Origin of the sequence: Saccharibacillus deserti (assembly GCF_013618475.1) — a bacterium.
Lineage (GTDB): Bacteria > Bacillota > Bacilli > Paenibacillales > Paenibacillaceae > Saccharibacillus > Saccharibacillus deserti.
Genome location: NZ_JABJVN010000002.1, coordinates 71,678 through 96,759, shown reverse-complemented (window position 1 = coordinate 96,759; position 25,082 = coordinate 71,678). Strand labels below are relative to the sequence as shown.

Annotated in this window: 22 protein-coding genes and 1 riboswitch; of the genes, 6 read left to right on the top strand and 16 right to left on the bottom strand. The window is 58.9% G+C overall.

Annotation, left to right across the window (positions count from 1 at the left end; all coding sequences use genetic code 11):
- Positions 1–66 precede the first annotated feature (66 nt).
- From HOP44_RS06525 to HOP44_RS06510, 4 genes are read right to left on the bottom strand one after another with little or no spacing between them, the layout of a single operon-like run.
- A complete protein-coding gene (locus HOP44_RS06525) occupies positions 67–801 on the bottom strand; it encodes a hypothetical protein (RefSeq protein ID WP_172251772.1) in 735 nt (244 codons plus the stop codon).
- Positions 802–831: 30 nt separating this feature from the next.
- The gene (locus tag HOP44_RS06520; RefSeq protein ID WP_172251770.1) at positions 832–2,976 is read right to left on the bottom strand and encodes a hydantoinase/oxoprolinase family protein; all 2,145 of its coding nucleotides are present in this window, start codon (positions 2,974–2,976) and stop codon (positions 832–834) included.
- Positions 2,977–3,005: 29 nt separating this feature from the next.
- Positions 3,006–4,301 carry a citrate transporter gene (locus HOP44_RS06515; protein ID WP_172251768.1) on the bottom strand — a complete coding sequence of 432 codons (1,296 nt, stop codon included), beginning with the start codon at positions 4,299–4,301 and terminating at the stop codon, positions 3,006–3,008.
- A 60-nt stretch (positions 4,302–4,361) separates the two neighbouring features.
- Positions 4,362–5,711 carry an FAD-dependent oxidoreductase gene (locus HOP44_RS06510; protein WP_172251766.1) on the bottom strand — a complete coding sequence of 450 codons (1,350 nt, stop codon included), beginning with the start codon at positions 5,709–5,711 and terminating at the stop codon, positions 4,362–4,364.
- 216 nt (positions 5,712–5,927) lie between these two features.
- Between HOP44_RS06510 and HOP44_RS06505 the strand changes: the two genes are divergently transcribed.
- The 3 genes from HOP44_RS06505 to HOP44_RS06495 all read left to right on the top strand — a co-directional run bounded on the left by HOP44_RS06505 (position 5,928) and on the right by HOP44_RS06495 (position 8,052).
- A complete protein-coding gene (locus tag HOP44_RS06505) occupies positions 5,928–6,659 on the top strand; it encodes an N-acetylmannosamine-6-phosphate 2-epimerase (protein ID WP_172251764.1) in 732 nt (243 codons plus the stop codon).
- Positions 6,660–6,697: 38 nt separating this feature from the next.
- Positions 6,698–7,702: an ROK family protein gene (locus HOP44_RS06500; RefSeq protein ID WP_216667499.1), complete on the top strand. Its 1,005-nt coding sequence runs from the start codon at positions 6,698–6,700 to the stop codon at positions 7,700–7,702.
- Positions 7,703–7,905: 203 nt separating this feature from the next.
- On the top strand, positions 7,906–8,052 hold the full coding sequence (locus HOP44_RS06495) for a hypothetical protein (RefSeq protein WP_172251762.1): 147 nt from the start codon (positions 7,906–7,908) through the stop codon (positions 8,050–8,052).
- Between the two features lie 214 nt (positions 8,053–8,266).
- On the opposite strand, the gene thiD is transcribed toward HOP44_RS06495, so the two are convergent.
- From thiD to HOP44_RS22995, 4 genes are all read right to left on the bottom strand, one after another.
- Positions 8,267–9,103, bottom strand: coding sequence for a bifunctional hydroxymethylpyrimidine kinase/phosphomethylpyrimidine kinase (gene thiD, locus HOP44_RS06490; RefSeq protein WP_172251760.1), 837 nt, complete (start codon positions 9,101–9,103; stop codon positions 8,267–8,269).
- Positions 9,100–9,945 carry a hydroxyethylthiazole kinase gene (gene thiM, locus HOP44_RS06485; RefSeq protein ID WP_172251758.1) on the bottom strand — a complete coding sequence of 282 codons (846 nt, stop codon included), beginning with the start codon at positions 9,943–9,945 and terminating at the stop codon, positions 9,100–9,102. Before thiM ends, thiD begins: the two co-directional genes overlap by 4 nt.
- A 41-nt stretch (positions 9,946–9,986) precedes the next feature.
- Positions 9,987–10,652: a thiaminase II gene (gene tenA / locus HOP44_RS06480; RefSeq protein WP_172251756.1), complete on the bottom strand. Its 666-nt coding sequence runs from the start codon at positions 10,650–10,652 to the stop codon at positions 9,987–9,989.
- Between the two features lie 128 nt (positions 10,653–10,780).
- Positions 10,781–10,885, bottom strand: a riboswitch (TPP riboswitch).
- A 69-nt stretch (positions 10,886–10,954) separates the two neighbouring features.
- Entirely contained in the window at positions 10,955–11,317 is a 363-nt protein-coding gene (locus HOP44_RS22995) for a YesK family protein (protein WP_172251754.1), read from the bottom strand.
- Positions 11,318–11,623: 306 nt separating this feature from the next.
- Between HOP44_RS22995 and HOP44_RS06470 the strand changes: the two genes are divergently transcribed.
- Positions 11,624–11,929, top strand: a complete 306-nt coding sequence (locus HOP44_RS06470; protein ID WP_172199399.1) for a hypothetical protein — start codon at positions 11,624–11,626, stop codon at positions 11,927–11,929.
- A 350-nt stretch (positions 11,930–12,279) separates the two neighbouring features.
- Positions 12,280–14,688 carry an arabinan endo-1,5-alpha-L-arabinosidase AbnB gene (gene abnB / locus HOP44_RS06465; RefSeq protein WP_172251752.1) on the top strand — a complete coding sequence of 803 codons (2,409 nt, stop codon included), beginning with the start codon at positions 12,280–12,282 and terminating at the stop codon, positions 14,686–14,688.
- 158 nt (positions 14,689–14,846) lie between these two features.
- Here abnB and HOP44_RS06460 read toward each other — a convergent pair whose 3' ends face one another.
- The 4 genes from HOP44_RS06460 to HOP44_RS06445 form a co-directional block, all read right to left on the bottom strand.
- The gene (locus HOP44_RS06460) at positions 14,847–16,748 is read right to left on the bottom strand and encodes a restriction endonuclease-like protein (RefSeq protein ID WP_172251750.1); all 1,902 of its coding nucleotides are present in this window, start codon (positions 16,746–16,748) and stop codon (positions 14,847–14,849) included.
- A gap of 6 nt (positions 16,749–16,754) precedes the next feature.
- Positions 16,755–17,702, bottom strand: a complete 948-nt coding sequence (locus tag HOP44_RS06455; protein ID WP_172251748.1) for a dipeptidase — start codon at positions 17,700–17,702, stop codon at positions 16,755–16,757.
- A gap of 5 nt (positions 17,703–17,707) precedes the next feature.
- Positions 17,708–19,051, bottom strand: coding sequence for a cryptochrome/photolyase family protein (locus HOP44_RS06450; RefSeq protein ID WP_172251746.1), 1,344 nt, complete (start codon positions 19,049–19,051; stop codon positions 17,708–17,710).
- A 309-nt stretch (positions 19,052–19,360) separates the two neighbouring features.
- Complete coding sequence (locus HOP44_RS06445) at positions 19,361–19,804, bottom strand: GNAT family N-acetyltransferase (RefSeq protein ID WP_172251744.1); 444 nt, start codon at positions 19,802–19,804, stop codon at positions 19,361–19,363.
- 131 nt (positions 19,805–19,935) lie between these two features.
- Here HOP44_RS06445 and HOP44_RS06440 point away from each other — a divergent pair, with 131 nt between their 5' ends.
- Positions 19,936–20,340 carry a cupin domain-containing protein gene (locus HOP44_RS06440; protein ID WP_172251742.1) on the top strand — a complete coding sequence of 135 codons (405 nt, stop codon included), beginning with the start codon at positions 19,936–19,938 and terminating at the stop codon, positions 20,338–20,340.
- 204 nt (positions 20,341–20,544) lie between these two features.
- Here HOP44_RS06440 and HOP44_RS06435 read toward each other — a convergent pair whose 3' ends face one another.
- From HOP44_RS06435 to HOP44_RS06420, 4 genes are all read right to left on the bottom strand, one after another.
- Positions 20,545–21,567, bottom strand: a complete 1,023-nt coding sequence (locus HOP44_RS06435; protein ID WP_172251740.1) for an NADH:flavin oxidoreductase/NADH oxidase — start codon at positions 21,565–21,567, stop codon at positions 20,545–20,547.
- 168 nt (positions 21,568–21,735) lie between these two features.
- Positions 21,736–22,182: a MarR family winged helix-turn-helix transcriptional regulator gene (locus tag HOP44_RS06430; RefSeq protein ID WP_172251738.1), complete on the bottom strand. Its 447-nt coding sequence runs from the start codon at positions 22,180–22,182 to the stop codon at positions 21,736–21,738.
- A gap of 99 nt (positions 22,183–22,281) precedes the next feature.
- A complete protein-coding gene (locus HOP44_RS06425) occupies positions 22,282–22,557 on the bottom strand; it encodes a hypothetical protein (protein WP_172251735.1) in 276 nt (91 codons plus the stop codon).
- 436 nt (positions 22,558–22,993) lie between these two features.
- On the bottom strand, positions 22,994–25,006 hold the full coding sequence (locus HOP44_RS06420; protein WP_216667498.1) for an McrB family protein: 2,013 nt from the start codon (positions 25,004–25,006) through the stop codon (positions 22,994–22,996).
- Between the last annotated feature and the right edge of the window lie 76 nt (positions 25,007–25,082).

Here is a 25,082-nt window from a genome sequence, read left to right as displayed (position 1 = left end):
CCGCCGTTCTCCCTATCCGAAGCGGACCGGGCGCAAATCGCGCTTGCGACATCAACGATTGCCCCATTATACCATATGCCGCCGTCCGGCGCCCAAAGCCTCCCTGCATTTTTCCATTTCCTTCTCGAATGCGCTTTGATCCAGTTCGCCTTTATGAAGAAGATAGAGATAGTCGAGCAGATTCGGCAGATGCCGCAGTTCCAGCAGGCTTTGCGCAAAAGCATGCGCAGCGATCTCGCCGCTTTGGCGAATCGAAACTTTCCGGCGCAGCGGCCCCCACCGAAACGTCTCTACCGGAGCCAGACGCTCCCCGGTGAACAAGCCGCTGCGATACTCGAGCCAGTGGTAATATTCATGGGCCAGATGGATATCCTCGGCCGCTTCGGCGCTCAGCTTCCCGAAGGCCTGGGGCCAAGCGGCGGAGGCTTCGGCAAGCTGGTTCATCGATTCCCGGTAGACGGTGATCTTCGGCACCTTCCCCGTCCAATCGATCTGGGCGCGAAGCACGGTGCCAAATAAACTTCCGGACGAACCGACCGTTTCGACCGCAATTCCGTCTTGTTCCAGCCACTCCCGGATCGAACGGCCCTGTTTTTCAGCCGCGGCGCTTCGACCGAATTCCAGCGACCGCTCCACGTATTCGGACAGGCGTTCTTCCGGAATACGCCGGTACAGCGGATCCCGCTTGAGCTCCATCAGGCCGAGCGCTTTATCGGAATCGACTCCCACAGCAAAATCGGTTGTCTGCGCCTTCAACCCTTCTAGACATTCCTTGTTCACTTCGTCCCTGACTCCGCCCATTTCATTCCTCCTTCCGGGGCCCGGCGCTTATTAATGATAAGCGACCGCGATCCACTCTTCTTCGCCTTCGAGCCGCTCCGTCTCCAGTTCGATCATCGACATCAACTGATCCTTCGTCTGCATGCCGGTCAGATCCAGCATTTTTTCGCGGTAAAAAAGAAACACTTTCGGAATCGTCGCGTTGGCGTCGGAATAAATGGTGCTGTCGTCGAGAAACTCGATAAATGCTCCGTCTTTATCGCGTTTGCGGAACAGTCCATACTGCGCATTGGCCTGCTTGAAGCGAACGACACCTTCCCGATCGAGTACGCTGACGGAAGTTCGACGTTTTTTCAATAAACCAAAAAAACTTTTGCGGAGTTCTTCGGCCACGAACAAACTCCATCTTCCTGTTGCGGCGTTCAACCGTGTGCTCTCCGCGGACGCGTCTACCGATGCGGCCGCAATTTCAAGCATATCCGACTCGCCGAGTTCGGCCTGCGCCAAATCTTTTGAGCGAAGTTCGGTTGATCCCGTAGCAATGGCCCGAAGCACGTTTTTCTGCGCATCAATCTCGATCGAAACTTCAACCGTCTCTTCGTTGGCTCCGGAACGGACGATCTTATCCAGAATATCGCCGCGAATCCGTTTGATATCTTCTTCCGTCGGATTGATGACCGTGCGCTCGATCTGCTCTTTGACCATCGCCAGCGCAACCCCGATGGTAGAGATATACGGCGCATTATCGGCGATTTTCCATTTCAGGTTTTCTTTCTCCGCCATTGCCGGCACAAGGACCGAACCGCTTCCTCCGCCTCCGACCAGCGTGATGAAAGAACGCTCCAGCTCATAGTCCGCAATCATTTCGTTCACCGTTTTCATCGTCTTGGCGATCGCCAGGTCCAGTACCCGGCGCGCCGCTTCCTCCATGCTTACGCCAAGGTAGGACCCGAGTGCCGACCAGGCCGCAGCCGCACTGTCTCGTCCGGCATACGCATAATCGCCTTCGGGTACGTAACCGAGCAGATTGGCCGCTCCGGCCAACGTGTAGGAATAGAAATCGCCGCCGGCCGACTTCGCGATCGCGTATTCCTGCGGATCGCCCGGACGCGGACTGACGAACGAAACCGCGCAGTCGGCCAGTTCGGCCGAATCGGCGAAACACTCGTAAGCCAGCCCGGCAATATGCGCACTCCGGGGACCGACGTCGACGATCTCCCGATCGTTGACTCGAATCATACTGCCGCCGGCGATGCCGAGCGTACGCACGTCGAGCGACTGCAAATAGGTCCGGTGCCCGCCGACCTGAGCGTTTTGGATCATGACTTTTCCGTTCTTGATCACAGAGATATCGACACTCGTTCCACCGACCTCGAAGAAAATCCCGTCCGAAATTTTCTCGTACATCAAAGCTCCCGCGACGCCGGCGGCAAGGCCGGACAGCATGGTCAGGATCGGCCGCTTGCGCACTTCTTCAATGCTCATGACGCCGCCGTCGCAGCGCATGATCATCAGCTGCGACGCGATGTTCGCATCTTTGACCGACTTTTCGGTCATGTTCGCGGTCTCCATCATTTTGGGAATGAGGCTGGCGTTAACCACCGCGGTGCGTGTTCGGGTCTTGAGTCCGTACAGCTGCGAAATCTCGTGCCCGCCCGTCGCGAATGCGCTTTTGCGGTTGGCCGCTTCGATTACGCGCAGTTCGGCTCCCGGATCGTCCACGCCGTACGCTTCGGAAGCGACAATCACTTCCGCTCCGTGTCCAAGCAGCTCGTCAACGGCGGCAGCCGCCCGTTCGTCGGTCAAATTTTTGGAATCGAGATACGTATGGTGGATTTCCAGCAGTTTGCCGGGCGCCAGTTCGATTCGTCCGGGATTGGATTCTCCGCGGGCGCTGATTCCGTCCATGCCGGTTCCCATCCCGACGATCCCGACTGCGGCGACATCGCCTTCAAGCAGCGCGTTGGTCGCCTGGGTCGTGCCGTGGGCGATAAAGACCACATCTTCGGGAGCAACCCCGCACCTGCCCAGAACGGCCTGCAAAATATCAACGATTCCGCGGGCTACGCCTTCTTGCTCATGGTGAGTCGTCGGAATTTTCATCTGTTCCAGAATTTCGAACGTTTCATTATCGAGCACGACGGCGTCGGTGAACGTACCGCCGACATCGATCCCTACCCTTACTTTTCGGGACATGACGCCCTCTCCTCTCTCAGGCACTCTTTTCAAAAGACGACGAACGCTCCCCACAGCATGGAGATGAGTACGGATACCATCATCCAAGGCAGTGTCTTTTTGAGAATATCGTTGATATCGCTTTTGGTGAAATCGGCTACCCACACGTTATGCGAGTTGGTCGGATCGGATACGGCCTGAACATTGCTGACGACGCGCAGCGCGAGCATCGCGGCAACCGGCGTCATACCCGCGCCCACGAACAGCGCCGCGATCCCGCTGCCGAGCCCCCATACATTGAGCGGTCCCCGGTAGATCGCGAGCGGGGACAGAATCGTGAAGAACAGGATATAAGCCCACGGACTGCCAGGAAGCACACTTTCGATCAGCGGCGAGATGACGGCCGTTACCTGGGGCGCCATAACGGAATTGAGCAGGATCCCGATCCCGATCATAAGTGCAAGTGCTCCGGCCACATCTTGAATCCCTTCTACGAGTGCGCTGGACAGAATATGGATCGGACGCTTGGGCAGCGACAGAATCAAGGTAGCCAGCGCTCCTATAATGACGGCGGGCACGATATCCATTTTGAAAATAAAGACCATCAATACCGGTACGATCGGACTGATCAGCGCGATCGTCGGCACTTTGCGTCCTTCGCCCGGCGGCGTGCCGTTTGGCATCGCCCAGGCCCGGCGCCCTTGTCCACCGCGCTTGATATAGAAAACGATCATCGCGACACTAACGGCAAACAGCGGAGCGGCTGCGATCAAGGTATAATCGGCGATAGTCGAAACCGGAAGACCCAGTACATCGACATAAACGGCCCACGTCGACACATTGAACAAAGCGCCGATTCCGACGGCGGCCAGAACGACGATCGAAGCGACAAATTGGGAAATACCCGCGGTCAGCATGATCGGAATAACGATAGTCCCGACCAGAATGACCATGCCCAACCCGTTGGCAGCCGAGAAAATGATCGAAGCCGTAACAAAGAACAGCAAGGCGATCAGAATCGGTTTGTCTCCGGCCAGCTCGGCGGCTTTTCGGATAATGGCCTTGGTGATTCCGACTTTATTGAGAATCTGTCCAAACCAGGCGCCGAAGATCAGGCCGGCGATCGCCGTGGACAGACGCATGGCGCCCTGCGCCAGCACCGTCCCGCTGATCGTCGCGGCTTCCGGATCGGCGGATGTCCACGGGACGCCGGCGATCACGGCGAACAAAATGGCCATGCTCGGCAGAGCGAGAATAGTCGGAATCTTGCGTGCCATCATCAATCCCACGAAGAGCAGAAACACCAGCAGAATGCCAATGGCTTGTACCCACATCCATGTCGTCATCGAATTCTTCCCCTTTGTCTATCGAGATAAAAGGCTTGTTTGCGTTTGGCTGCGGCCTGTTCAAACTTCCAGATACGCACCCTGTTCCTTGAGCAGCGTCTGCACCCTAGCGATATCCACGTTGCGCACATCGCCGTCGCCTGCCGCCGCCAATGCGGCGGCAACGCCGCCGGCATGTCCGATCGCTCCCGTTGTCGGCGTCGTCCGGACGGCCGCCTGCGCTTCGAATGTCGCGGACAGACACCGCCCGATCACGATCAGATTCGACAGGCTGTCCGTCACCAGGCTGCGGTACGGAATACTGTACATCCCGCCCCATTCGAGCTTGCGGCTGTTGGTACCCTCGCCGTCGGGACTATGGATATCGATCGGATAACCGGAGTGTGCGATCGCATCCCCGAACTTGGTCTGATTCAGAATATCGTCGGCATTCAGCGTATAGAGACCTTTGATCTGCCGGGAACCCCGCACGCCGATCGAAGGGCCGGTCGAGACGACAACCGCCTTTTCAAAGCCGGGAATATACGTTTTGACGAAACGCTCCAACTCCCGGCACTGCCTGCGGCCTTCCGTTTCGGCACGGCTCAAACTCCAGACATCCGTTCCGTCGTGGCCAAGAATACGTGTCGTATTGAAAATGACTTCTCCGGGCGTATTCGTCTCGAAAAAGAGCACGTCTTCACGCGGAATATGAATCTCTCCCCGGGCCTTCGCCGCTTTGAACGGGCCTACAAACCCTGCGGTCGACAACCTTGGAGCTTTCTCGATGATCGAAGTATCCCCTTTGTAGATCGGAAAATCTTCAGGATGGGCATGGATATAAGCTTTGACCTTTGCGATATCGACTCCGCTCATCTTCATATTGAGCGTCATCGGCTGAGCCGCTCCGTCGGATTCTCTCCCTTTTGTAAAAGCTGCTCCCGAACGCACGGACAGATCGCCGTCACCGGTCGCATCGATAAACACTTTGGCGCCAAGCACTTCGATTCCCGATTTGCTGCATACCGAAATTTCGGTTATTCTTCCGCTCTCGGTACGCGGCTCCGCAAGCATCGCATGATACAGAATCTCTCCGCCGCTCTCCAGTACCATCGATTCCAGTTCCACTTTCATCGCTTCCGCGTCGAACGGCGTAACGGAATAGGTATAGCCCACCGTATCGAAAATATGACCCGGCGACTTGCCTACGGCTTTCAGCCTTTCGATCAACTCATCCGTTACTCCTTGAACCGCCTGCTTGTCCCCCGCGTGAAACGTCATCATCGGACCGACGCCGTTTGCTGTCAGCGTCCCTCCCAGATACCCCTGCGATTCGATGATCAGTGTCGATGCACCGCTTCTTGCCGCTGCGCAGGCCGCCATGGCTCCCGATACGCCGCCGCCCATCACGATTACGTCATACGATTTCATTCGGCTTGTCCCTCCTTCGCTAAGTGGGTCCCGCTCTGTCTATCCAGGATCTTCAAAATCCATGCCTATAAATTAGCAGAGGTCCGAATGAATGTAAACGCTTTTCGTTTATTTTTTTCTTTTTATCCGTTTTTTTAGAAAATATTTTTCTTTACATGTTAGATTCGTGAAAATTATACTGGACCCATAGCTATCCCTTTCAAGGAGGAATCCGATATGCATGAACGATTGGAACAACTGCGAGGAGGCTTGATCGTCTCCTGCCAGGCTTATCCCGGCGAAGCGCTGTACGGCAGCCATCATATGGCCGCCATGGCGCGTGCCGCCCAGGACGGCGGTGCCGCCGCTATTCGTACCCATTCTCCGCAGGACACAGCCGCGATCCGGGAAGCCTGCGGGCTGCCGGTAATCGGCATCTGGAAAAAGTCGTTTCCCGACTCCGAAGTCTACATTACGCCGTCAAGCGGCGATGTGCTTGCGCTGTTCGCAGCCGGTGCGGATATCGTCGCTCTCGACGCGACTTCGCGCCCACGGCCGAACGGCGGCACACTGGAGCGGCTGCTTGAGGAAGTCCGGAGATTTTCGGGAGAACTTGCTGCAGCGGGAGAAGAAAACGGCTCTTCGGCAGGAACGGGTCCGCTGCTAATGGCCGATATCTCCACATTCGAAGAAGGTTTAGCCGCCGAATCCATGGGATTCCAACTGATCTCTACGACTCTGTCGGGGTATACGTCTTACAGCAGGCAGGAACCCGGGCCGGACCTCGAACTGGTGAAGCGCCTGGCGGAAAATTGCCGGGTGCCCGTCATTGCCGAAGGACGCTTCGATACGCCCGAGCTTGCGGCGGCGGCGCTGCAGGCAGGCGCTTACGCCGTAGTGGTCGGTACGGCGATTACGCGACCGCATACGCTGACCCGGCGGTTTGCGGACGCACTCAAGCGCAGCTGACGGTCCGGCGAATAAAGATGCAAAAAAGGAGGCTTCTCATGCACGGAAATCGTATACCGAATATTGTGCTGGGGATCGATCTGGGAGGAACGCAGATCAAGATGGGGCTGGTCGATCATGCAGGGGATATCCATTCTTTCCGCTCGGTTCCGACCGAAAGCGCAAAAGGCAGCCGGCATCTGCTGGACAAACTTCAACAGGCCTGCGTGGAAATGGACCGGGAAGCGCGGGAACGCGGCTTCCTGCCGGTCGGCGTCGGAATCGGTACGGCCGGATTTGTCGATACGGACGGCAGGGTCGCTTATGCGACGGACAATCTTCCCGGCTGGACAGGCACCAAACTTCGGGCCGAGGTGGAATCGGCAACCGGGCTGCCGGCTGCCGTACTGAACGATGTGCATGCGCTGGCACTCGGAGAGGGCTGGAGAGGCGCGGCCGCTTCGCTCAAACTGCGCGATTTCGTATGCGTGACGCTCGGTACGGGTATCGGCGGCTGCCTGATTGCAGACGGGAACGTTGTACGCGGGCAAGACGGCTACGCGGGAGGATTCGGGCATCAAATCGTCATGCAGGAAGGAGGGATTCCCTGCAGCTGCGGATTATCCGGCTGCTGGGAGACTTATGCTTCCGTCAATGCGCTCAAGCGGCTGATTGCCGAGCGTTCGGGCACCCGCTTTGCTTCTGAATTCCCGGCGGCCGCTGCAGGAGGAACATTGGAAGAATCAGCCCCTGCCGCCGACCCGCGGCGGCTGTTCGATGCCGCAAGATCAGGCGACCGGCAGGCACTGGCTATCGTCGACGAGTACGCCGACCGCGTGTCCGTGGGTTTCGTTAATCTGATTCATATGCTGAATCCGCGCGATTTCGTAATCGGCGGAGCCATTTCCGCGCAGGGCGGATTTTTGCTGGATCGGATCAATGCCGAGATCAAGCGGCGGATCATGCCCGTCTACGGCAGCGGGGGAATCCGTCTTCATGCTGCGGAGCTGGGAGACAAGGCGGGTGTCGTCGGCGCGGCCTATGCCCTGCTTCGGCAGAACTGACTTGCGAAAGTCCGCATCTGCGGCACAGCTTTCTGTGACGTATTCCATTTCCCTTTTCCTCAAAGAAGACGGCATGTCCCTAAAACTTTAGTGCGTTCCGGCAGAATAGAGAAGGAAATCATAGCTTTGGCCGCGAACCTCCTTTAGAATAGAAAAAAATTGAACTAATTTTATGCCGTCATCTATAGGAAAAGGAGGACCCCATGCCGAACCGCAACAAAAACAAGTGGCTGATCGCGCTTGCCGCCGCACTGCTGCTGCTGAACGTCTGGACGTGGAGCCACGATGCCGCGTCGCTGGCCGTTAACAGCACTCCGTCGCATTCTTCGATTCTGACGTTTCTCGATTGATCTTCCGCCGCACGCCGCCCGGATAATGCACCCGACTGCCTACATCGCAGCTTCGTTTTCGCCTACATAATCCTGGATGCTTCGACTCCGGGCCTTTCTTACCCGAATACCGTATTCTCACCCGCTCCCGGACGGCACTTTGTCTGCCTATCCCGCCGCGGGTATTTTCGGCATGCAAAAAAAGGCGGACGATTTCGTCCGCCTTTTTTTGCGTCTACCGCTTCACCTGCGCTTCCCGCCTTTTCCGGTACGCTCCATGATCGGTAGGTCCGTGTCCGCCGCCCAGGCCCAGAGCCGGCGCGTCTTCGATCGCGGCCTGGATAAAATCGCGCGCCGTGCGCACCGCTTCGCGCGGCTCCGCTCCGGCGGCCAGGCGCGCCGCGATAGCGGCCGAGAACGTGCAGCCGGTACCGTGCGTATGCCGGGTCGGAATCCGTCTCCCGCTCAAGGACTCGAAATCCCGTCCGTCATAGACCAGATCGACTACAATCCCGCTGTCCTCCCCCTGCCCTTCGGCATGCCCGCCTTTGATCACGACAATTCCCGCTCCGCAGCCGGCGATTCGCCGCGCCGCTTCGCGCCTGTCGTCCATCGTCCGAATCCGGATACCCGACAGCGTTTCCGCTTCCGGAATATTCGGCGTCACGATCAGGGCCAGAGGCAGCAGATGGTCCTGGATCGCTTGGACCGCATCGCTGCGCAGCAGTTCCGCTCCGCCTTTTGCAACCATCACGGGGTCGACGACGACCCGCTTCCAGCCGAATGCCGAGATTCGCCCTGCCGCCGCCCGGATAATTTCCGCGTTCAGCAGCATGCCGGTCTTCAGCGCATCGACGCCGAGGTCCGAACCGACCGCGTCGATCTGCTCGGCTACGGCTTCCGGCGTCATCGGATAGACGCCGTGAACGCCAAGCGTATTCTGCACGGTGATCGCCGTGATCGCCGACATGCCGAACACGCCAAGCTCCTGGAACGTTTTGAGATCGGCCTGAATGCCCGCTCCTCCCCCACTGTCGGAACCCGCGATCGTCAGCGCCCGGGGAGCGGTCATCTCGCGCCTCCGCCGATGACCGGCGAAACATGGAGCTTCTTCACGGCATTGGAAGACGCGGACAAGCTGTTCAATCCGGCCAGCGCGTCGAGAAACGCAATCTGGAAGCTGCCCGGCCCGCGTCCGCCGGCGGCTGCGGCCGCCGTTTCCGCAGCCGAGCCGTACAGCGCAAGCGCAGCCGCTCCGGCCTGCAGACAATCCCGCTCTACGGCCGCAAACGCTCCGATGACCGACGTCAGCAGACAGCCCGCACCGGTGACGCTTGCAAGCAGCTCGTCGCCGCCCGAGATGATATAACCGGATGTTCCATCCGTAATCACATCCTCGCGCCCCGTAACGACCACGACCGTCCCCAGCTTCGCAGCTGCCCGCACCGCCAGTTCGACCGCGGCCGCTTCCGTGCCTTCCCCGGCATCCACCCCTTTGATCTGCCGCACTTCTCCGACCAGATGGGCAATTTCAGCCGCATTGCCCCGCACGACAGCCACCCGGACTTCGCGCAGAATCCGCAGCGCGGAATCGGTCCGGTACGGCGTGGCGCCCGCTCCCACCGGATCGAGCACCACCGGTACGCCGACTTCGTTGGCGGCCTGCCCCGCAAGGATACACGACTCGACCACTTCGGCCGTCAGCGTCCCGATATTGAGTACCAGCGCCCCCGATACTTTGGCCATATCCGCGACCTCTTCCCGCGCATACGCCATCACCGGGGACGCTCCCAATGCCAGCAGACCGTTGGCCGTAAAGTTCGTGACTACCATATTCGTGATGTTATGGACCAGCGGCCGCTCACGGCGCAGTTTATCCAACAATCCGCCTATTTCTTTCTCCACAGGGTTCAACCTCCTTGTTTGCTTCGTTCATGGGCTTCAGACCGCCGGCGCTAAACGGGCCATTCTTCCAAGCGGTAAGCCATCTCCCAGAACATATATTCCAGCCGGCAGCTCGCGTCGAACTGTTCTTTCAGTTTGCGCTTGCGCGCTTCGCCCAGCGGCTCCGCCCATTCGTCGAGCAGGGTCCGCATCTTCTCCGTGACGCCCGCTTCCTTGCCGCCGTAGAAATGCATCCAGTCGTAGAACGGATGGTCCGGCGACGGATTCACTTCGTCCAGCAGGCGCCGTCCAATCTCCGTATACGTCCAGGGGCAGGGCAGCAGCGCGGCCAGAATATCTTCCAGCGTGCCTTCATAGGCCGCATTCAGCATATGCCGGGTATAATGATGCGCCGACGGAGCGAGCGGATATCCCTGCAGTTCTTCATAAGTCACTCCGGCACGATCGCAGAAATTTTGGTGGGGATGGATCTCGCTGTTGAGGATAAAAGAAATCTGTTCGTTGAACAGTTCGATATGTTCGCGCTTCTCGCATCGGGAAATCGCGATCCCGTAGATCCGCATGTAGGCATTGAGATACTCGAAATCCTGTTTGACATAATGGATCAGCTGCTGCTTGCTCAGACTGCCGTCCGCAATACCGCGAACGAACGGATGAGCGAAGATCGCTTCGTAAATCGGGTCCGCCCCTCGTCGAAGCTGTTCGGTAAAAGACATGGATGATGCACCTCCGATAGATGATCCCGCCCGAATAAGCAGCTGGAGGCTTTGAAAAGAACGCAAAAAAGCCGCTCCGAAATGGAGCGGCTCCCGTTTATACGCCAAATACAATAAATTCGCAAGGAAAGGGACCGTCTCCACTTCCCTACGCCGGTACGAGCCGGATCAGGTTCAAAGGGTCCAAGAACCGTTCTTGTCTCAGCCGCGCCGCGGCTCCCCCAGTGGATTGCATTATTCGATTGACGTCCGAAGACGCGGGTCTGGTTACGTGTCTACTGTATCCCCGCCGGCTCTTCTTGTCAATGCTGTCTGTAGCGCATAAAGTAATCGATCAAAGGCGAACACATAAACGCGGCCAAGCTTGCCAGTCCTACCGCCACGCTCATTCCGCTCAAGGTCATCCCGTCGAAATGGGACAAATCGAAGCTCATAAAAATCAACATAAAGCTTGCCAGCAGCGCTGCTCCGGACGGAATATAAGTCAGTTCCTGCCGATAAGGATATTTCTTGTAGATCAAGTATGAAACGCTCATCAAGACGATAAAAGTCGAGGCTGACAAAAACACGATGCCGTTCAGCTTGAACACCTCCTTGCACACGAGAATAGCACAACGATCCGCCGAAGAAGTGAAAATATTGTTAATATTGCAGGATGTTCCCATCTTCCGGGCGAAAGCGTACCCTTACCGGCACGACGGTTTTCAGCTTAAACAAAAAAGCCTCCAGCGTCAACCAAGCAAACGACCGTCCCCCATCCGCCGGTTTGAATTTTATTTTCGGCATGATCAGGATAGACATATCTGCTCGGTAAGTCGGAAGAATTCTGTCGATTTTTGACTACTGGTTTATTAAACTTCTTTACGAAACAAACCTTTTTGTGCAAAATAGAGTCTAAGCAGAATTCATTCATTCATTAAAGCACAACAGCGAAACAGCGAAAACGCAGAAAAGCAAAAGGAGGCTTACTGATGATCAAATCTGGTGGAGTGGACTCGGAAGTGATTGCGGCACATTTGAAGGAGGCGCTGGAACAAAACCGGCTGCTGCTGACCGAACGTGCGGAACGGGACATGGAACGCGCTCATTTCGACGATGAGATGCTGGGTGAGTTCCTCCGCGCCCCAAGGCGGATCGACAAGTACGAAGGCCGGCGCGATAACGGCTGTTCGTACATCTTATACGGGGTCCGTACGACCCGCGCCGTTGTATCGGTACAAGACGGCTATGTTACACTCGTGTGTTTGAAGCACAACCCGTTCCCCGCCGTCGGCTGACCGCCGCGTACGGCTTCCGGGCAAACCCGGCGGAATCGCCAAGTCTTGCAAGAAAGCTCCGACAGCCGGAATTCCGGGAGTCGGGGCTTTTTCCGTCTGTTTGTACATGAACAAAACCTCTAGGGTTTCTATACGGGAACCGTGCTTGCTTAATCTCCATTAAAATAAACATAATCATTACCTTTATCAAGATTATACGTCAAAAAGAAAATAAACACTTGAATATCGGAGCTTTTTACGCTTATTATTCTCTGTAAGCGGTAACAAAGTTTTCTTTTAGATGAACACAGCTACAACAATTAAGAATTAAGTGAACAAAATAATTAACAAAACATTCAAAGGAGAATTCAATGAACCGTAAAATCCGGATCAAAACCGGCGTAACCGCCTTAACCGCCGCCCTGCTGCTCCCCCTGTCCGCCGATGTTCTGCCGCCCTCTGCCGCGGCGTCCGCTTCTTCCGTCTCCGCTGTGCAAAAATCGGCAGCGTTCCCGACATTCAACGCCAAAGCGCCCGCTTTCCGCGAAGCGTCCGTGCATGATCCGTCCGTGATCAAAGTCGGCGATACGTTCTACGTATTCGGCTCGCACCTCGCAGCCGCCAAGTCGAAAGACCTCATGAATTGGGATCTGATCGCTTCGGGCGTGACCGATTCCAATCCGATCATTCCCAATGTGAAGACCGAGCTTAAGGAAGCTTTGGAATGGGCGCAGACCGATACGCTGTGGGCGGCCGACGTCATTCAGCTTGCGGACGGCAAATTCTACATGTATTACAACGCCTGCAAAGGCGACTCCCCGCGCTCCGCACTCGGCATCGCCGTCTCGGACAAAGTGGAAGGACCTTACAAGGATACGGGCCTTATTTTGAAATCGGGCATGTGGGACCAGAAAAGCGAAGACGGCACGATCTACGATGCGACGAAACATCCGAACGCGGTCGACCCGGACGTCTTTTTCGATAAAAACGGCAAGCTGTGGATGGTCTACGGTTCGTATTCCGGCGGCATTTTCATTCTGGAAATGGATCCGAAGACCGGCAAGCAGCTGCCCGGACAAGGGTACGGCAAGAAGCTGATCGGAGGCAACCACAGCCGGATCGAAGGGCCGTATATGCTGTACAATCCGCAGACGGATTACTATTACATGTATCTCTCGTTCGGCGGGCTTGACGCGGTTGGCGGCTACAACGTACGCGTGGTCCGTTCGAAAACGCCGGACGGCCCGTTCGTCGATGCGCAGGGCAACGATATGGCAGAGGTAAAAGCCGATCCGTCCAAGCCTCTGTTCGACGACGATTCCATCGAACCTTACGGCGTCAAAATCCTCGGCAATTATTTGTTCGAACGTAAGCTCGGCGATCCCGGCACGGGACTCGGCGTAGGTGCCGTGTCGCCGGGACACAACTCCGCCTACTATGACGAGAAGACCGGCAGGCAGTTCCTGATCTTCCATTCCCGCTTCCCCGGACGCGGCGAACAGCACGAGATCAGAGTCCACGAGATGGTCATGAACGCGGACGGCTGGCCGGTTGTGGCGCCTTACCGCTATGCGGGCGAAGCCGCATCGACGCCGGTCAAAGCCTCGGAGATTCCGGGCGACTACCGCTGGATCGCGCAGACCAAAGAAATCAGCGCCGATATCGTCTCCGACGCTGCGGTGACGCTCAAAGCGGACAGTACGCTTAGCGGCGCGGTATCCGGCACCTGGAAGCTTGAAGGCGAACGCAGCGTCACACTCACCGCTGGCGGACGGACGTACAAAGGCGTCTTTTTGCGCGAGACCCATCCGGTCACCGGTGAACAAACGCTTACGCTGAGCGCCCTGTCCGCGGAAGGCGTCGGCGTCTGGGCCAGCAGGGCCGGCGTCTCCAAAGCCAAAGACGCGGTCTCCGCCGTCGACAAAGCGCTTGCGCTGACCGCGTCCGGCGATACCTACTACGACCTTGCGCTGCCGACTTCGGGCACGCAGGGGACGAGAATCGCCTGGACCTCCTCCCATCCGTCTATCGTATCGAACACCGGCGCCGTTACCCGCCCGGCAGTCGGAAAGCGGGATGCCAAAGTAACGCTGACCGCCACGATCACAAACGGCGAGGCCAAGAAAACCAAATCGTTCAAGCTTACTATTCCGGCCAAAGCCAAGGGACCGCTGATCGCCTCGTACGGCTTCGAAGACGCTTCGAAAAACCGTCTGGCCGATACATCGCCCAACGGCTATAACGGCACGCTCGAGAACGGGGCTTCCTATGCCAAAGGCGGCAAAAGCGGCAAAGCCGCGGCGCTGAACGGCAAAGACGGCTATATCGATCTTCCGGGTGCCGTAACGGATGCCCAGGACTTCACTTTCGCGGGCTGGGTTAAATGGAGCGGCGGTTCGGACTGGCAGCGAATTCTCGATGCGGGCAGCGGCATGAACGGCTACCTGTTCCTGACCCCGTCCCAGGGCAAAGGGGTGCAGTTCACGATTCACCGCGAAGGCAAAGACCAGAGCATCGTCAGCGCGTCCCCGCTGCCGACCGGCAAATGGGTGCATGTCGCGATAAGCCTCGCCGAAAATACCGGTACGCTGTATCTGGACGGCCAAGCCGCCGGCACCAATGCCGAAATGACGTATAATCCGCACGATTTGCAGAGCAGCGAAGCCTGGCTGGGCAAAAGCCGCTTCGCTTCGGATGCCTTTTTCAACGGCAGCCTCGACGAAGTGCGCTTCTACGATAAAGCGCTGAGCGCAGCGGAAATTGCGGCATTGGCGAAGTAATGTTCGGCATCCGCCAACACCTCCGATAATTTCTCCGAAAGTTCCTTCCAACCCAAAGCCCCCGGATTTCGCGAACACCGCGAAACCCGGGGGCTTTTTGAAATAGAGCGGTACAACTTTCGGCCGTCTCCATAATTCCGATCCTTCCCCACCGCCTCTTACCGCTCATCCGGCGAACCGGACGCTTCAAGCCGTTCATCCAGCCACCGCTCCGCAAGCTGCGTCGAACCGGGCAGAAACGGCAGCGCGCCGACGCCGACCTTGGCCAGACTGCGGTAAAAATGATGGCCGGCGAATTCCTTTTCGTCGGCGTACGGAAACAGGACGCAGGCGGACGTTACGCTCCGTTCGTATTCGCCGCTGCTCTCGCTGCGCCGGACGATGGCATCCCGATAACGGTGCATGACATTGATGTCTTCTTCGAGCGGCCCCGGGGCTGCGTACATGGAATCGTAACTCCCGCCGGGCACGGCCGGATCGAGCCGGTATTTGGCATCGAGCACGAACACGTTCTCCGCCGCGCCGCCCACGGGGCGCAGTGTCAGCAGCAGATCCGGCTTCTGCTCCGTCGTGGGGCGGCTGCGGCCCAGCATCGACGGATTGTACAGCAGGGAGAGCCGGGCTCCGCTCGCCCGGTGTTCGTATTCGATCCGCGAGCGGCTGCCCCGAATCAGCGAAGGAAACAGACCGCTCCGGTCGACGGCCGGACCCGGTCCCCGGATGACCCGGCAGCGCTGCGCAAGCAGACGATGCAGCTTCAGGAAACACCAGTATTCGTACAACTGCGCCATGTCCTTGAGCGACAAACGCAGCAGGCCTTCGCGGAGCGACAGCCCTTGAAGCAGCAGCAGATGGACCTTATACATCTCCCGGTAGCCGGGCGCCATCTGCAGAACCAGACTGACGTTCATCCGGCGCATCGGACCGGCTTCTCGCAGGAAATCCGCTTTCAGCATCGTGCCGATCCGCCTGCCCATCCGCTCCAGTTCGCGTTCGGGCAGCGGGTCGCGCCCGAAGCGGCCCGACTTCAGTTCGCCGCGCAGCGTCTCGATTCGGCGGGCCGTCCGCTCCAGCATCCAGCGCAGAAACCGGTTCTCGTCCGTATCGGCCGAGAGGGTGCGCCGGGCTTCCCGCAGATGGGTCGGCACATAGCGCACGGCGTTCTGCTGCGGGCCGTTTCTTCCGGAGCCGCCTGGTCCGCGTGCTCCCGCCGCACCGGCATCGACTTCAAGCCATCCGTCTTCGTCCGCCCGCAGACGCTGCGGATGGCGCCTCAGGTCTTCCAGGCTCGAACGGTCCGTCCGGCGCACCCGCCCGCTCTCGAGCAGACGATGTTCGCTCTCCAGACGATGATGCGGATGCATCGCGATACGCGCCATGGCGCTCTCGAGCCGGTCGAAGACCCGCCGCAGAATCGTATGGAATTCCGTCAGACTCTGCCGCGGCGTCTGCGTCTCTTCGGTCGGCCGATAAGTCCGCCGCAGGAAATCGAACGACAGATCGTACGCTTCTTCGCCCACTTCTTCCATCAGGCGGACATAATCGCGCCGATAATCCAGCTTGGCCGGGAAGATCTCGAGCGTCATCGTCAGCACGGCCCTGCCGTTCAAGCGGATCTCCAGTTCGCTCTGGCCGATCTCGCTGCCGAAATCGAGCGTCCCGGACAGCACGCTGCGTCCTCTGGGCTTGATCCGCCGGCGCAGATTGAGATTCTCATGATGAAAAGTCAGATCGAGCGCCGGATCGGCCTTGATCAGCGTCAGCTCGTACGACTTGGTCTCATAGAAACACGGGTAAGCGGGCATTCCCGTTTCCCAGGGTTCGAGCGCGCCGCTCTGCGGCGAGAACAGACGGACCCGGAGTTCGGTCAGGCGCGGCGAGCGCCGCTGCACATCGAACTGCGCCGTAATCCGCTCTCCGGTCTGCGCGTCCCGATGCAGAGCCAGCCGCTCGGCCGTCTCGTGCAGAGGCTCTCCCGCCATATACAATTCAAACAGAGGACTCTCGATCCGCAGCAGCTCGGTGCCCGAATCTAGAGAAGCCGGCGGATAAGAGGTCATCTTTGTTCAGTCCTTTCCGATGCCCGATACGTACCGCGTGAAATTGCCGTGGGCAAAACCCCGCACCTGCTCTTCGCTGTAATGCTTCAGCAGCTCGTTAATGAGATTCTGGGTCTGTCCCGCGTGCTCCAGCCTTGCGGGCGTCGCGTCGATGCCGTCGAAGTCCGAACCGAATCCGATATGCCGTTCGCCGCCCAGCGCGCAGAAATGGTCGATATGGCGGATCACGTCCGCGATCGTGACCGTCTCCGGGCTGCCTTTCAACCGCACGAACTCCGGATAATACACGACATGCACCGGCGCGCCGCGTTCGAACATCGCCCGGGCCTGCGCGTCGGTCAGATTCCTCGGATGGTCGCATAAGGCGCGGGCGTTGGAATGGCTCGCGATCGGATGGTCGGCCAGTTCCAGCACTTCCCAGAATCCGCGTTCATTCAAATGGCTTGCGTCGGTCAGCATGCGGTAGCGGTTGTTCAGCGCCACGATGTCCCGGCCGAGCGCCGTGAGCCCGCCTCCCCGCGGTTCCAGGACCCCGTCGGCCGCCTGATTGGCGTAATTCCACGTCAGTCCGACCGAGCGTACGCCCAGCCGGTACAGCAGATGCAGCCGTTTGAGATCGTTCTCGACCGGATCCACGCCTTCGAGCGTCAGCAGCGCCCCGGTCTGCCCATCTTGCAGCTGTGCGATCTGCGACCAGTCCGTAATCAGCGTCATGTCGTCGTGCTTGCCTAGAATCCCGTCGTAAAAGTAATGGATCTGGTCCAGGCACGACTGAAACCGCATCGAACCCGGCAGCGCCGGATCGACGAATACGGCAAACCCCTGAACGGCAATATCGCCTTCTTTCAGCCGCTGCCGGTTCGCCGCAAGCTCGGGCGCGTCCGCATACGACAACCTGCCGCGCGACGCTTCGATCTTGGCCAATACGTCGCAGTGCATATCGATGACCCGCATGGTATTCAGCCTCCGTTCACGATTGCTTTGTACGTCTCGATCGCCGCCGCGCGGGAAACCTTGAGATCGACGATGGCGTCTTTTCTCGGTTTATGCACCGTTTTGACGTCTTCGCCTGCAAGCTCCGGCAGCCATTCGCGAATATGCTCGCCGTTCGGATCGTATTTCTCGGATTGGGTCACCGGGTTCACGACACGGAAATACGGAGCGGAATTGGCTCCCAGCGACGCGCACCACAGCCAGTTGCCGCGGTTCTGGACGTTGTCGTAGTCCAGCAGCTTGCGGCGGAAATAATTCTCCCCGAGCGTGAACGGGCACTGAAGGTTCTTGGTCAGGAACATGGCGCACAGAATCCGCAGCCGGTTCGGCATGAGCCCCGTTTTGTTCAGCCCCCGCATAGCCGCGTCGATGACCGGAATGCCGGTGTCCCCTTTGGCCCAGCGTTCGAAATGTTCGTCGGTCAGGGCGGACAGGTCGTATTTTTTCTCATAGGAAAAATAGTCTTTGTCGTAGATCGCCAGGTAATAGTAGAAGTCGCGGAACGCAAGCTGGCGCACCCATTCGTCGCTGCCTTGGCGGCGGATCGCCCGGGCGTACAGCTCGCGCAGCGACACGGCGCCGGCGTTCACGTGCGGATTGACGCCGCTTGCCGGCAGTTCCGGGTAATAGTCGCGCTTGTCGCCGTACTCCGCTATATCATTTTCCAGAAAAGGACTCAGCTTCGCTTCCCATTCGTCCGCCGGTTCATGTCCGCCGAGGCTTTGCGGCACGTCGAACTTCTGCGGCCAGTCCGGCTTCGCTTCCCCTTCTTCCAGGTCGCCAAGCTTGACGGAAGACGGTTCGTTCGGCGCGTGGGACAGATACTCGAGCCACTTTTTGTGAAAGGCCGCGAAGATTTTGTAATGGCCGTCTTTGCCCGTGAATTCGGCGAACCGCTTCGTATCGATCATCAGCGAATCGACGAGCAGCGTGAACGGAACTTCGTGCTTGTCCGCCGCCTGCTTCATTTTGCGGTCGCGCTCGCGCGCGTACGGCGTGAAGTCGCGGTGCGCCACCACTTCGTCGATCCCGTGTTCGCCGCCCTTCAGCTCATCCAGCAGCCAGTCCAGCACTTCGGACGGATCGCCGTGGACGACGTGCAGCGTGCGCCCCGCGACGTCGTACAGCTTGCGGAGACGAACGGCGTGACGCAGGAAATTGACGCCGCTGTGCTCTTGGTCCCGGCCTTTTTGCAGCAGAAAAGGATCGAGAATCAGCAGATGCATCACCGGAGCTTCGGCCTCCCGCAAATAATCGAAAGCTACCAGATCTTCGGTGCGCAGGTCTTTGCGGTGAATGAACAGTTTCAATCGGGCGTGCCCCTTTCCGGCGTTGGCTAAATGGTTTTCCCTTTATCTTACCCGAGCGCGGCGCGAAACGGAACTCGGCCGCCATTCCGGTTGCAATTAGCCCGATCGTGCCGAATCTGTGCCCAATACTGCGGCAGGCCGTGACTCCGGGGCGAATCGGGTTCTATAATGAAGGCGCATGAGGTTGGAAACGGGGTAAAAAACCCTGAAGCGGCCGGATGTGCGTGAAGGCAGATATTCGGGAAGTGCGGGTAAACAAAGAGCGCCTGCACGGTCTGACAGATTCGGGTCCGGTTTCGGGTCCGGCTTTTAAGCCCGGTCCGCCAGGTCCTTGACCATCAGCAGATGAGGAATGCCGTCTTCCATGAACTCGTCCGACGCGGCGCGGTAGCCGAGCTTCTCGTAGAAGCCTCTGGCCTGGGTCTGCCCGTGCAGTTTGACCTTTGGGAGCCCCTGCTCGGCGGCAAGCCGTTCCAGCCCGGCCAGGATGATTCTGCCGATCCCGAACTTGCGGTGCGGCGCCAAGATGCAGATCCGCTCCAGCTTGCCTACTCCGTCGACGGCGCGAATACGGCCCGTGCCTACCGCCCGGTCTTGGTCGAGAACAAGAAGATGCTTGCACGCTCCGCCTTGGGTATCGTATTCGTCGAACTCGTCTTCGAGAGGGACTCCCTGCTCGTCGACGAACACTTCCCTGCGGATCGCAAAAGCCTGTTTCAACTGTTCGTTTGTCGTGATCTGTACCGTTTCCATGTCTGCTCATCCTTTCGCTGAAACCGCATAGGGCGGCGTATTCCAAAAACCTGTTTTCCAGTATAGCCAAAGTCTTCGACGAAGTCTATTTACATGCAAATACAACATTTTTTGAAAAGGAGAGATTCAACATGGCTTACGAAGAACTGAACGGCGGCGGGTTATTCCCGCTTGGCAGCAAAGTCGAAAACGATTATTTCATCGGCGATACGTACCTCAACATGGTCTTCACCGGCAGCTCCCCGCTGAACGCCGCGATCGGCAGCGTCACGTTCGCGCCGGGTTCGCGCAATAACTGGCACACGCACAAAGTCGGCCAGGTACTGATCGTAACCGGGGGCGAAGGCTGGTATCAGGAAGAGAACAAACCGGCGCAGCCGCTCAAATCCGGCGATATCGTCAATATTCCTCCCCATGTCAAACACTGGCACGGCGCGAACAAAGACAGCTGGTTCGTTCATCTGGCGCTGACGCCGGGCGAGACGCAGTGGCTGGAGCCGGTAGACGACGAAACGTACGGAAAGTTGGGCGAGTGAGTCGACGTCGATCTCTGGTTCACCCCGTCCAAGTCCGGCATGCCCGGTATTTCTACCGTAAATCTGGACGACTAGAGCCAAGGACGCCGCTGCACCGAATGTTTGGATAGAATGAAAAAGGAGGCTCCCTTTAGGGAGCCTCCTTTTTGCCGGTCTATCCCGACAGTCCGCCCACTCTCGGCAGCCCGCTTGGAAGCGGCCGCCTTAGAATCCGCGGCTGTACGCTTTCGGCGCGGTGGACGGCAGCTTCAGAACCGCTTCCGCTTCCAGCGCCCAATACGGATTGCGCAGCAGGCCGCGGCCGACGGCGACCAGATCCGCGTCTTCGTTGCCGATGACGGCGTTCGCCAGGATCGGATCGTCCAGACGTCCGACGGCCGCGACCGGAACGTTCAAGTGTTCGCGGATCGCCCGCGCCAGCGGAACCTGATAGCCGGCGTGCGTGCCCGGTCTGCCGCTTGCGCCGATCGGGCCTTCTCCGCCCGAAGAGATATCGAACAGATCGACGCCCGCTTCCAGGTACGCTTTGGCGAAGACTCGGCTGTCTTCGATTCCGTAACCGCCCTCCACATATTCCTGCGCGGAGATTCGCATCATCAGCGGCATATCCGCCGGCATGACTTCGCGCGCGGCGCGAATGATCTCGCAGCCGAAACGCGTCCGATCCCGGCCGTATTCGTCGTCGCGCTTGTTCGTCAGCGGCGAATGGAACTGATGGATCAGGTAGCCGTGCGCGCCGTGCAGCTCGATCGTATCGAAGCCGGCCCGAACCGCCCGTTCCACCGCATCGCGGAACTTGCCGACCATCTCCCGGACTTCATCCGTCGTCAGGGCGCGCGGCGCTTTCCAGCCTTCGTCGAAAGCGATCGCGGACGGCGCGACCGGCACGGGAGCGTCTTCCGCTTTGCGTCCGGCGTGCGCGATCTGGATACCGATCTTCGAGCCGTGGGCGTGCACGGCATCGACGATGCGCCGAAGAGCGGGGATCTGCTCGTCCGACCACAGGCCGAGATCGTTGTCGGTAATCCGGCCGTCCGGTTCCACATCGGTCATCTCGACGATAATCAGACCCGTTCCACCCACCGCGCGGCTGACATAATGCAGATAATGCCAATCGGTCGCGATCCCGTCTTTTTGCTCCACGGAATATTGGCACATCGGCGGCATGACCACGCGGTTTTTCAATTCCATATTCTTCAACGTAAATGGACTGAACAGGTTTTTCATAAGGAATCGCCTCGATTTCATTATAGATGTATGCGTCTGCATGTAATTTAACATATTTTTTTTTGTTCTGTCAATCTTCCCTGCCTCTCCGATCCCTCTATAGTCCCGCCGCCAAAAAAGGCCGAAGCCTCAGCTCCAGCCTTGCGTTTATGACTCTATCGGGATTCTCTATGTCGCAGGTTCGACCGCCGTTCGGCTCATGAAGCTTTGCAGCTCCGCCGGCAGTTCGCCCGAAGATACCGATTCCTGCAGCACCCGTTCGACGATCCGGCGGCCCCGTTCGAGCTTGTCCGCGCCGATTTCCGTCATTTCCGTATAGACGCCGCGCCGGTCGTCTTCGCAGATATTCCGGCGCAGCGCGCCGCATTTGGGCGCTTCCATCCGCACGACCAGACGCGACATGGCGCTCTGGCTCAATCCGACATGTTCCTGAAGCTGCTGCAGGCGAAGCTTTTTCTTGTCGTTCAACGACAGGAAATGCAGCACGTAGAATTCGTTCAGCGACAGTCCCGATTCTTCCTTCAGCGATTCTTCGAGCCGACGGTTGATCGCCGCTCCGATATTCGCAAGTTCCAGCCAGTTCGTCAAAAGTCCGTTCGATCGATTCGAATGCATCGGTTCACCTGTTTCGTATGCTTAGGATGGAAAAGATGTTTTTGTATTATACCGCCTAATCCGACGCCGCGCCAGAGCGGGGCACCGCGTTCCCGTGCCTTATCGGCTGCCGGAAGCTCCGCTCGCGCCGCTCATGACGAAATCGGAAGCCCGGGCGGCGCGTTCTTCCGGACGTTCGCGCTGCCCTTCGCGATGCCAGAGGTACGTCAGGCCGTAGATCGACCAGCCGATCATGGTCGCTTCCCGCGCCACGTCGAGCACGATGATCTGATTGAAATCTTTATGGTGCAGCAGTTTGCCGAACGCGTCGATCAGCAGGCGGCGCGTTCGGATCACCCGCGGATCGTTCGGATTGGGCATGAATACGCCGGACATGGCTCCACTCTCCTTTCCGGTTCTCCAAATTATAGGCAAAAGCGGGCAGACTCACAAGACGCAGCGAACCCGCTCGCAGTCTCTTTGTTCAACGCCGACCCCCGCGCGGGAAAAATAGCCGTTCTCCCGACAATCCGGTCCAAAAAGCGTTTAAGCGACAGATCGCCCTTTTTGTCGGTTGAGCGGTTCGCTGTGCAGCCGGTAAGCTTGTGACACAGGCCCTCCGTACTCGCGGTAAAAAGCGACCGACGGGGCAGCCTTAATTTTTCGGCACGCTGCACTGATCTTTTTACGCCATTCAAACGTCCCTGCCGGATCCATGCCCGGCAGGGACGTTTTTTGACGCTTATTCCATTGTACGGCAGGACCGGGCCTGGCTGGCCCGTGCTCGCGGCCAGTCCCGGCACCGCCTGCCTGCGCCGCTCCCGCTTCGCATTCAGTTCAGCCAGTACGACGTAAATCCGTCCTCGTCCAGCCGCCGCAGCATGTACGCGATCTTGCGCGCGCTCTGCGGATAACGCGCGGCGGCGAGACTTTCGCGGCTGCGGCGTCCGGTATAGACGTCTTCCGCCGAATCTTCCAGCTCCCGCCAGTCGAACGCTTTGGACGCTTCGCCGCCGAGCGCATGCCGCAGCAGGTCGAGCAGTACCCTTTTGACGGAATGTCGGCTTCCCTGGATGCGGGGCAGAATCTTCTGCATCAGCTGGTTGTCGAACGCCTCCGCGCGGGTCATCAGACCGAAACGCTCATTGTAGATCAGGTAAAAACAGACCGAATCCCGTACCCGGAATCCCACATGCGCCTGGATCTCTTCCAGGATCCCGTTGATCTGCGCCAGTTCTTCCGCCGCGCGTCCGATCAGTTGGCCGTATTCCCGCATCGCGTCCACCAGTTGGAGATAATCGCCGCCGAGCAGATGCCGGTCCGCCAGCAGCGGCTTCGCTTCCTCCTGGGCTTCGGCGTGCAGCTGCGGCAGCTGCATCAGGTCGATATGGTTGAACTCGATCGTGCCGGCGCGGTCGAGCACCTTTTTGCTGAACGGATAGGTTGTCTCGTCCATGTTTACCGTGCCGATCACGTAGACATTGCCGGGAATAGAAAGACCGCCGTAAGCGGCGCGGTCGGCTTCCCGTTCGAACATCGACTCGGGCAGCAGCGGCTGGGTCACGATCTCTCCGGCCGGATGCGCGGCGGAATCCCCGTTCCGGTCAGGCGAAAGAGTTCGGCGCCGCGTCTCCATCAGGCTCAGCACATCGCTGAAATAATGTTCGACCCGCGCCAGATTCATCTCGTCCAACACGATAAAATGCGGCTTGTCCGTATTCTGCGGCCGCGACGCTTCTTTGAGCGCAAGCGTGAGCGGGCCGGGCTTGAACGCGCCGGACAGGTCTTTGTAGCCGATCAGGTCGGCGGGATCGTTCCAGTCCGGGCGCACGGGAATCAGCGTAAACCGGCCGTTCTCCGGCAGAGCGCCCAGCGCTTCGGCGAACAGCCGGGCCAGCTGCGTCTTGCCTGTGCCCGAGATGCCGGCAAGGATCACGAACGGGCGCGCTTTGAGCGACAGGTAATAATGCTGCACCAGCCCGTCCGGGAACGAGAAGCCGCGCTGCCGGATATATTCGGACACTTCCGCGATCGCGGCTCCCACTTCGGCGTCCGGAATATGACGCGGAGCGGGCTCGGCGGCAGAAGCCTCCCGATCGGCCGCCGAACCGACTCCTTCGCTCGGCGGAGCGATCAAATATTCGCCGCCGGTCTCCGCGACGAAGAAGTGCGCCGGGCGCATCTCCTGGCCGCCCCGCGGGCGCAGTTCCAGCCGATACGTAAACGGCGTGTCCGTCCGGTACAGGTACAGGTATTCCGCGCGGTCTTCGCGCGGCAGATACGCATCCGGCGTATCGAAAGGGCTGCGCACGGCGCCCGCTTCCGCCGCTTCGCCGCGCGGCGGAATACGGCGGCTGCCTGCGGCCGCATCCGGAGCGGCGCCTCCCTGGCGCGCTTCGGCCGCCGCGGCATAGACGCCGGCCGGCCCGTATTCGCGGCCCTGCACGCGCGAAGGGTCCGGGCGGCCCGCCTGGCTGACGAACCGGGCCGCCCATTCCTCCACTTCCAGATACGTGGAGGAGAAGACGGACAGCAGGAACTGCTTCAATTCTTTGTTGGAGTCGTAGCGGACTTCAAGCGAAGATTTGCCGCTGGGCACGGCGATACGCCAGTGCTCCAGGCGGGCTTCGTAGGTGGCGTATTCGCCGCCGTTCTCGTGCAGCAGGCGGATCGGCCGGCTCTCGCCGATATTCGGCAGCGTGCCGCCGCAGGCTTCCGCGAAATCCGGATAGAACTCGGGCGGAATCTCGAATCCGTGCCCGAACAGGAATCCGTCGACCTGCTTGCGCGCGATCAGGCCGGGGATCCGGTCGTCCGTCCACCAGCTTCCGTTTTGTTTGATCATGGTGCGGCATTCCTCCGGTCATGGGTTGATCTTTCTATTATAGACGTTATCCCCATGCGGCAAAAGCCAAGCCCAA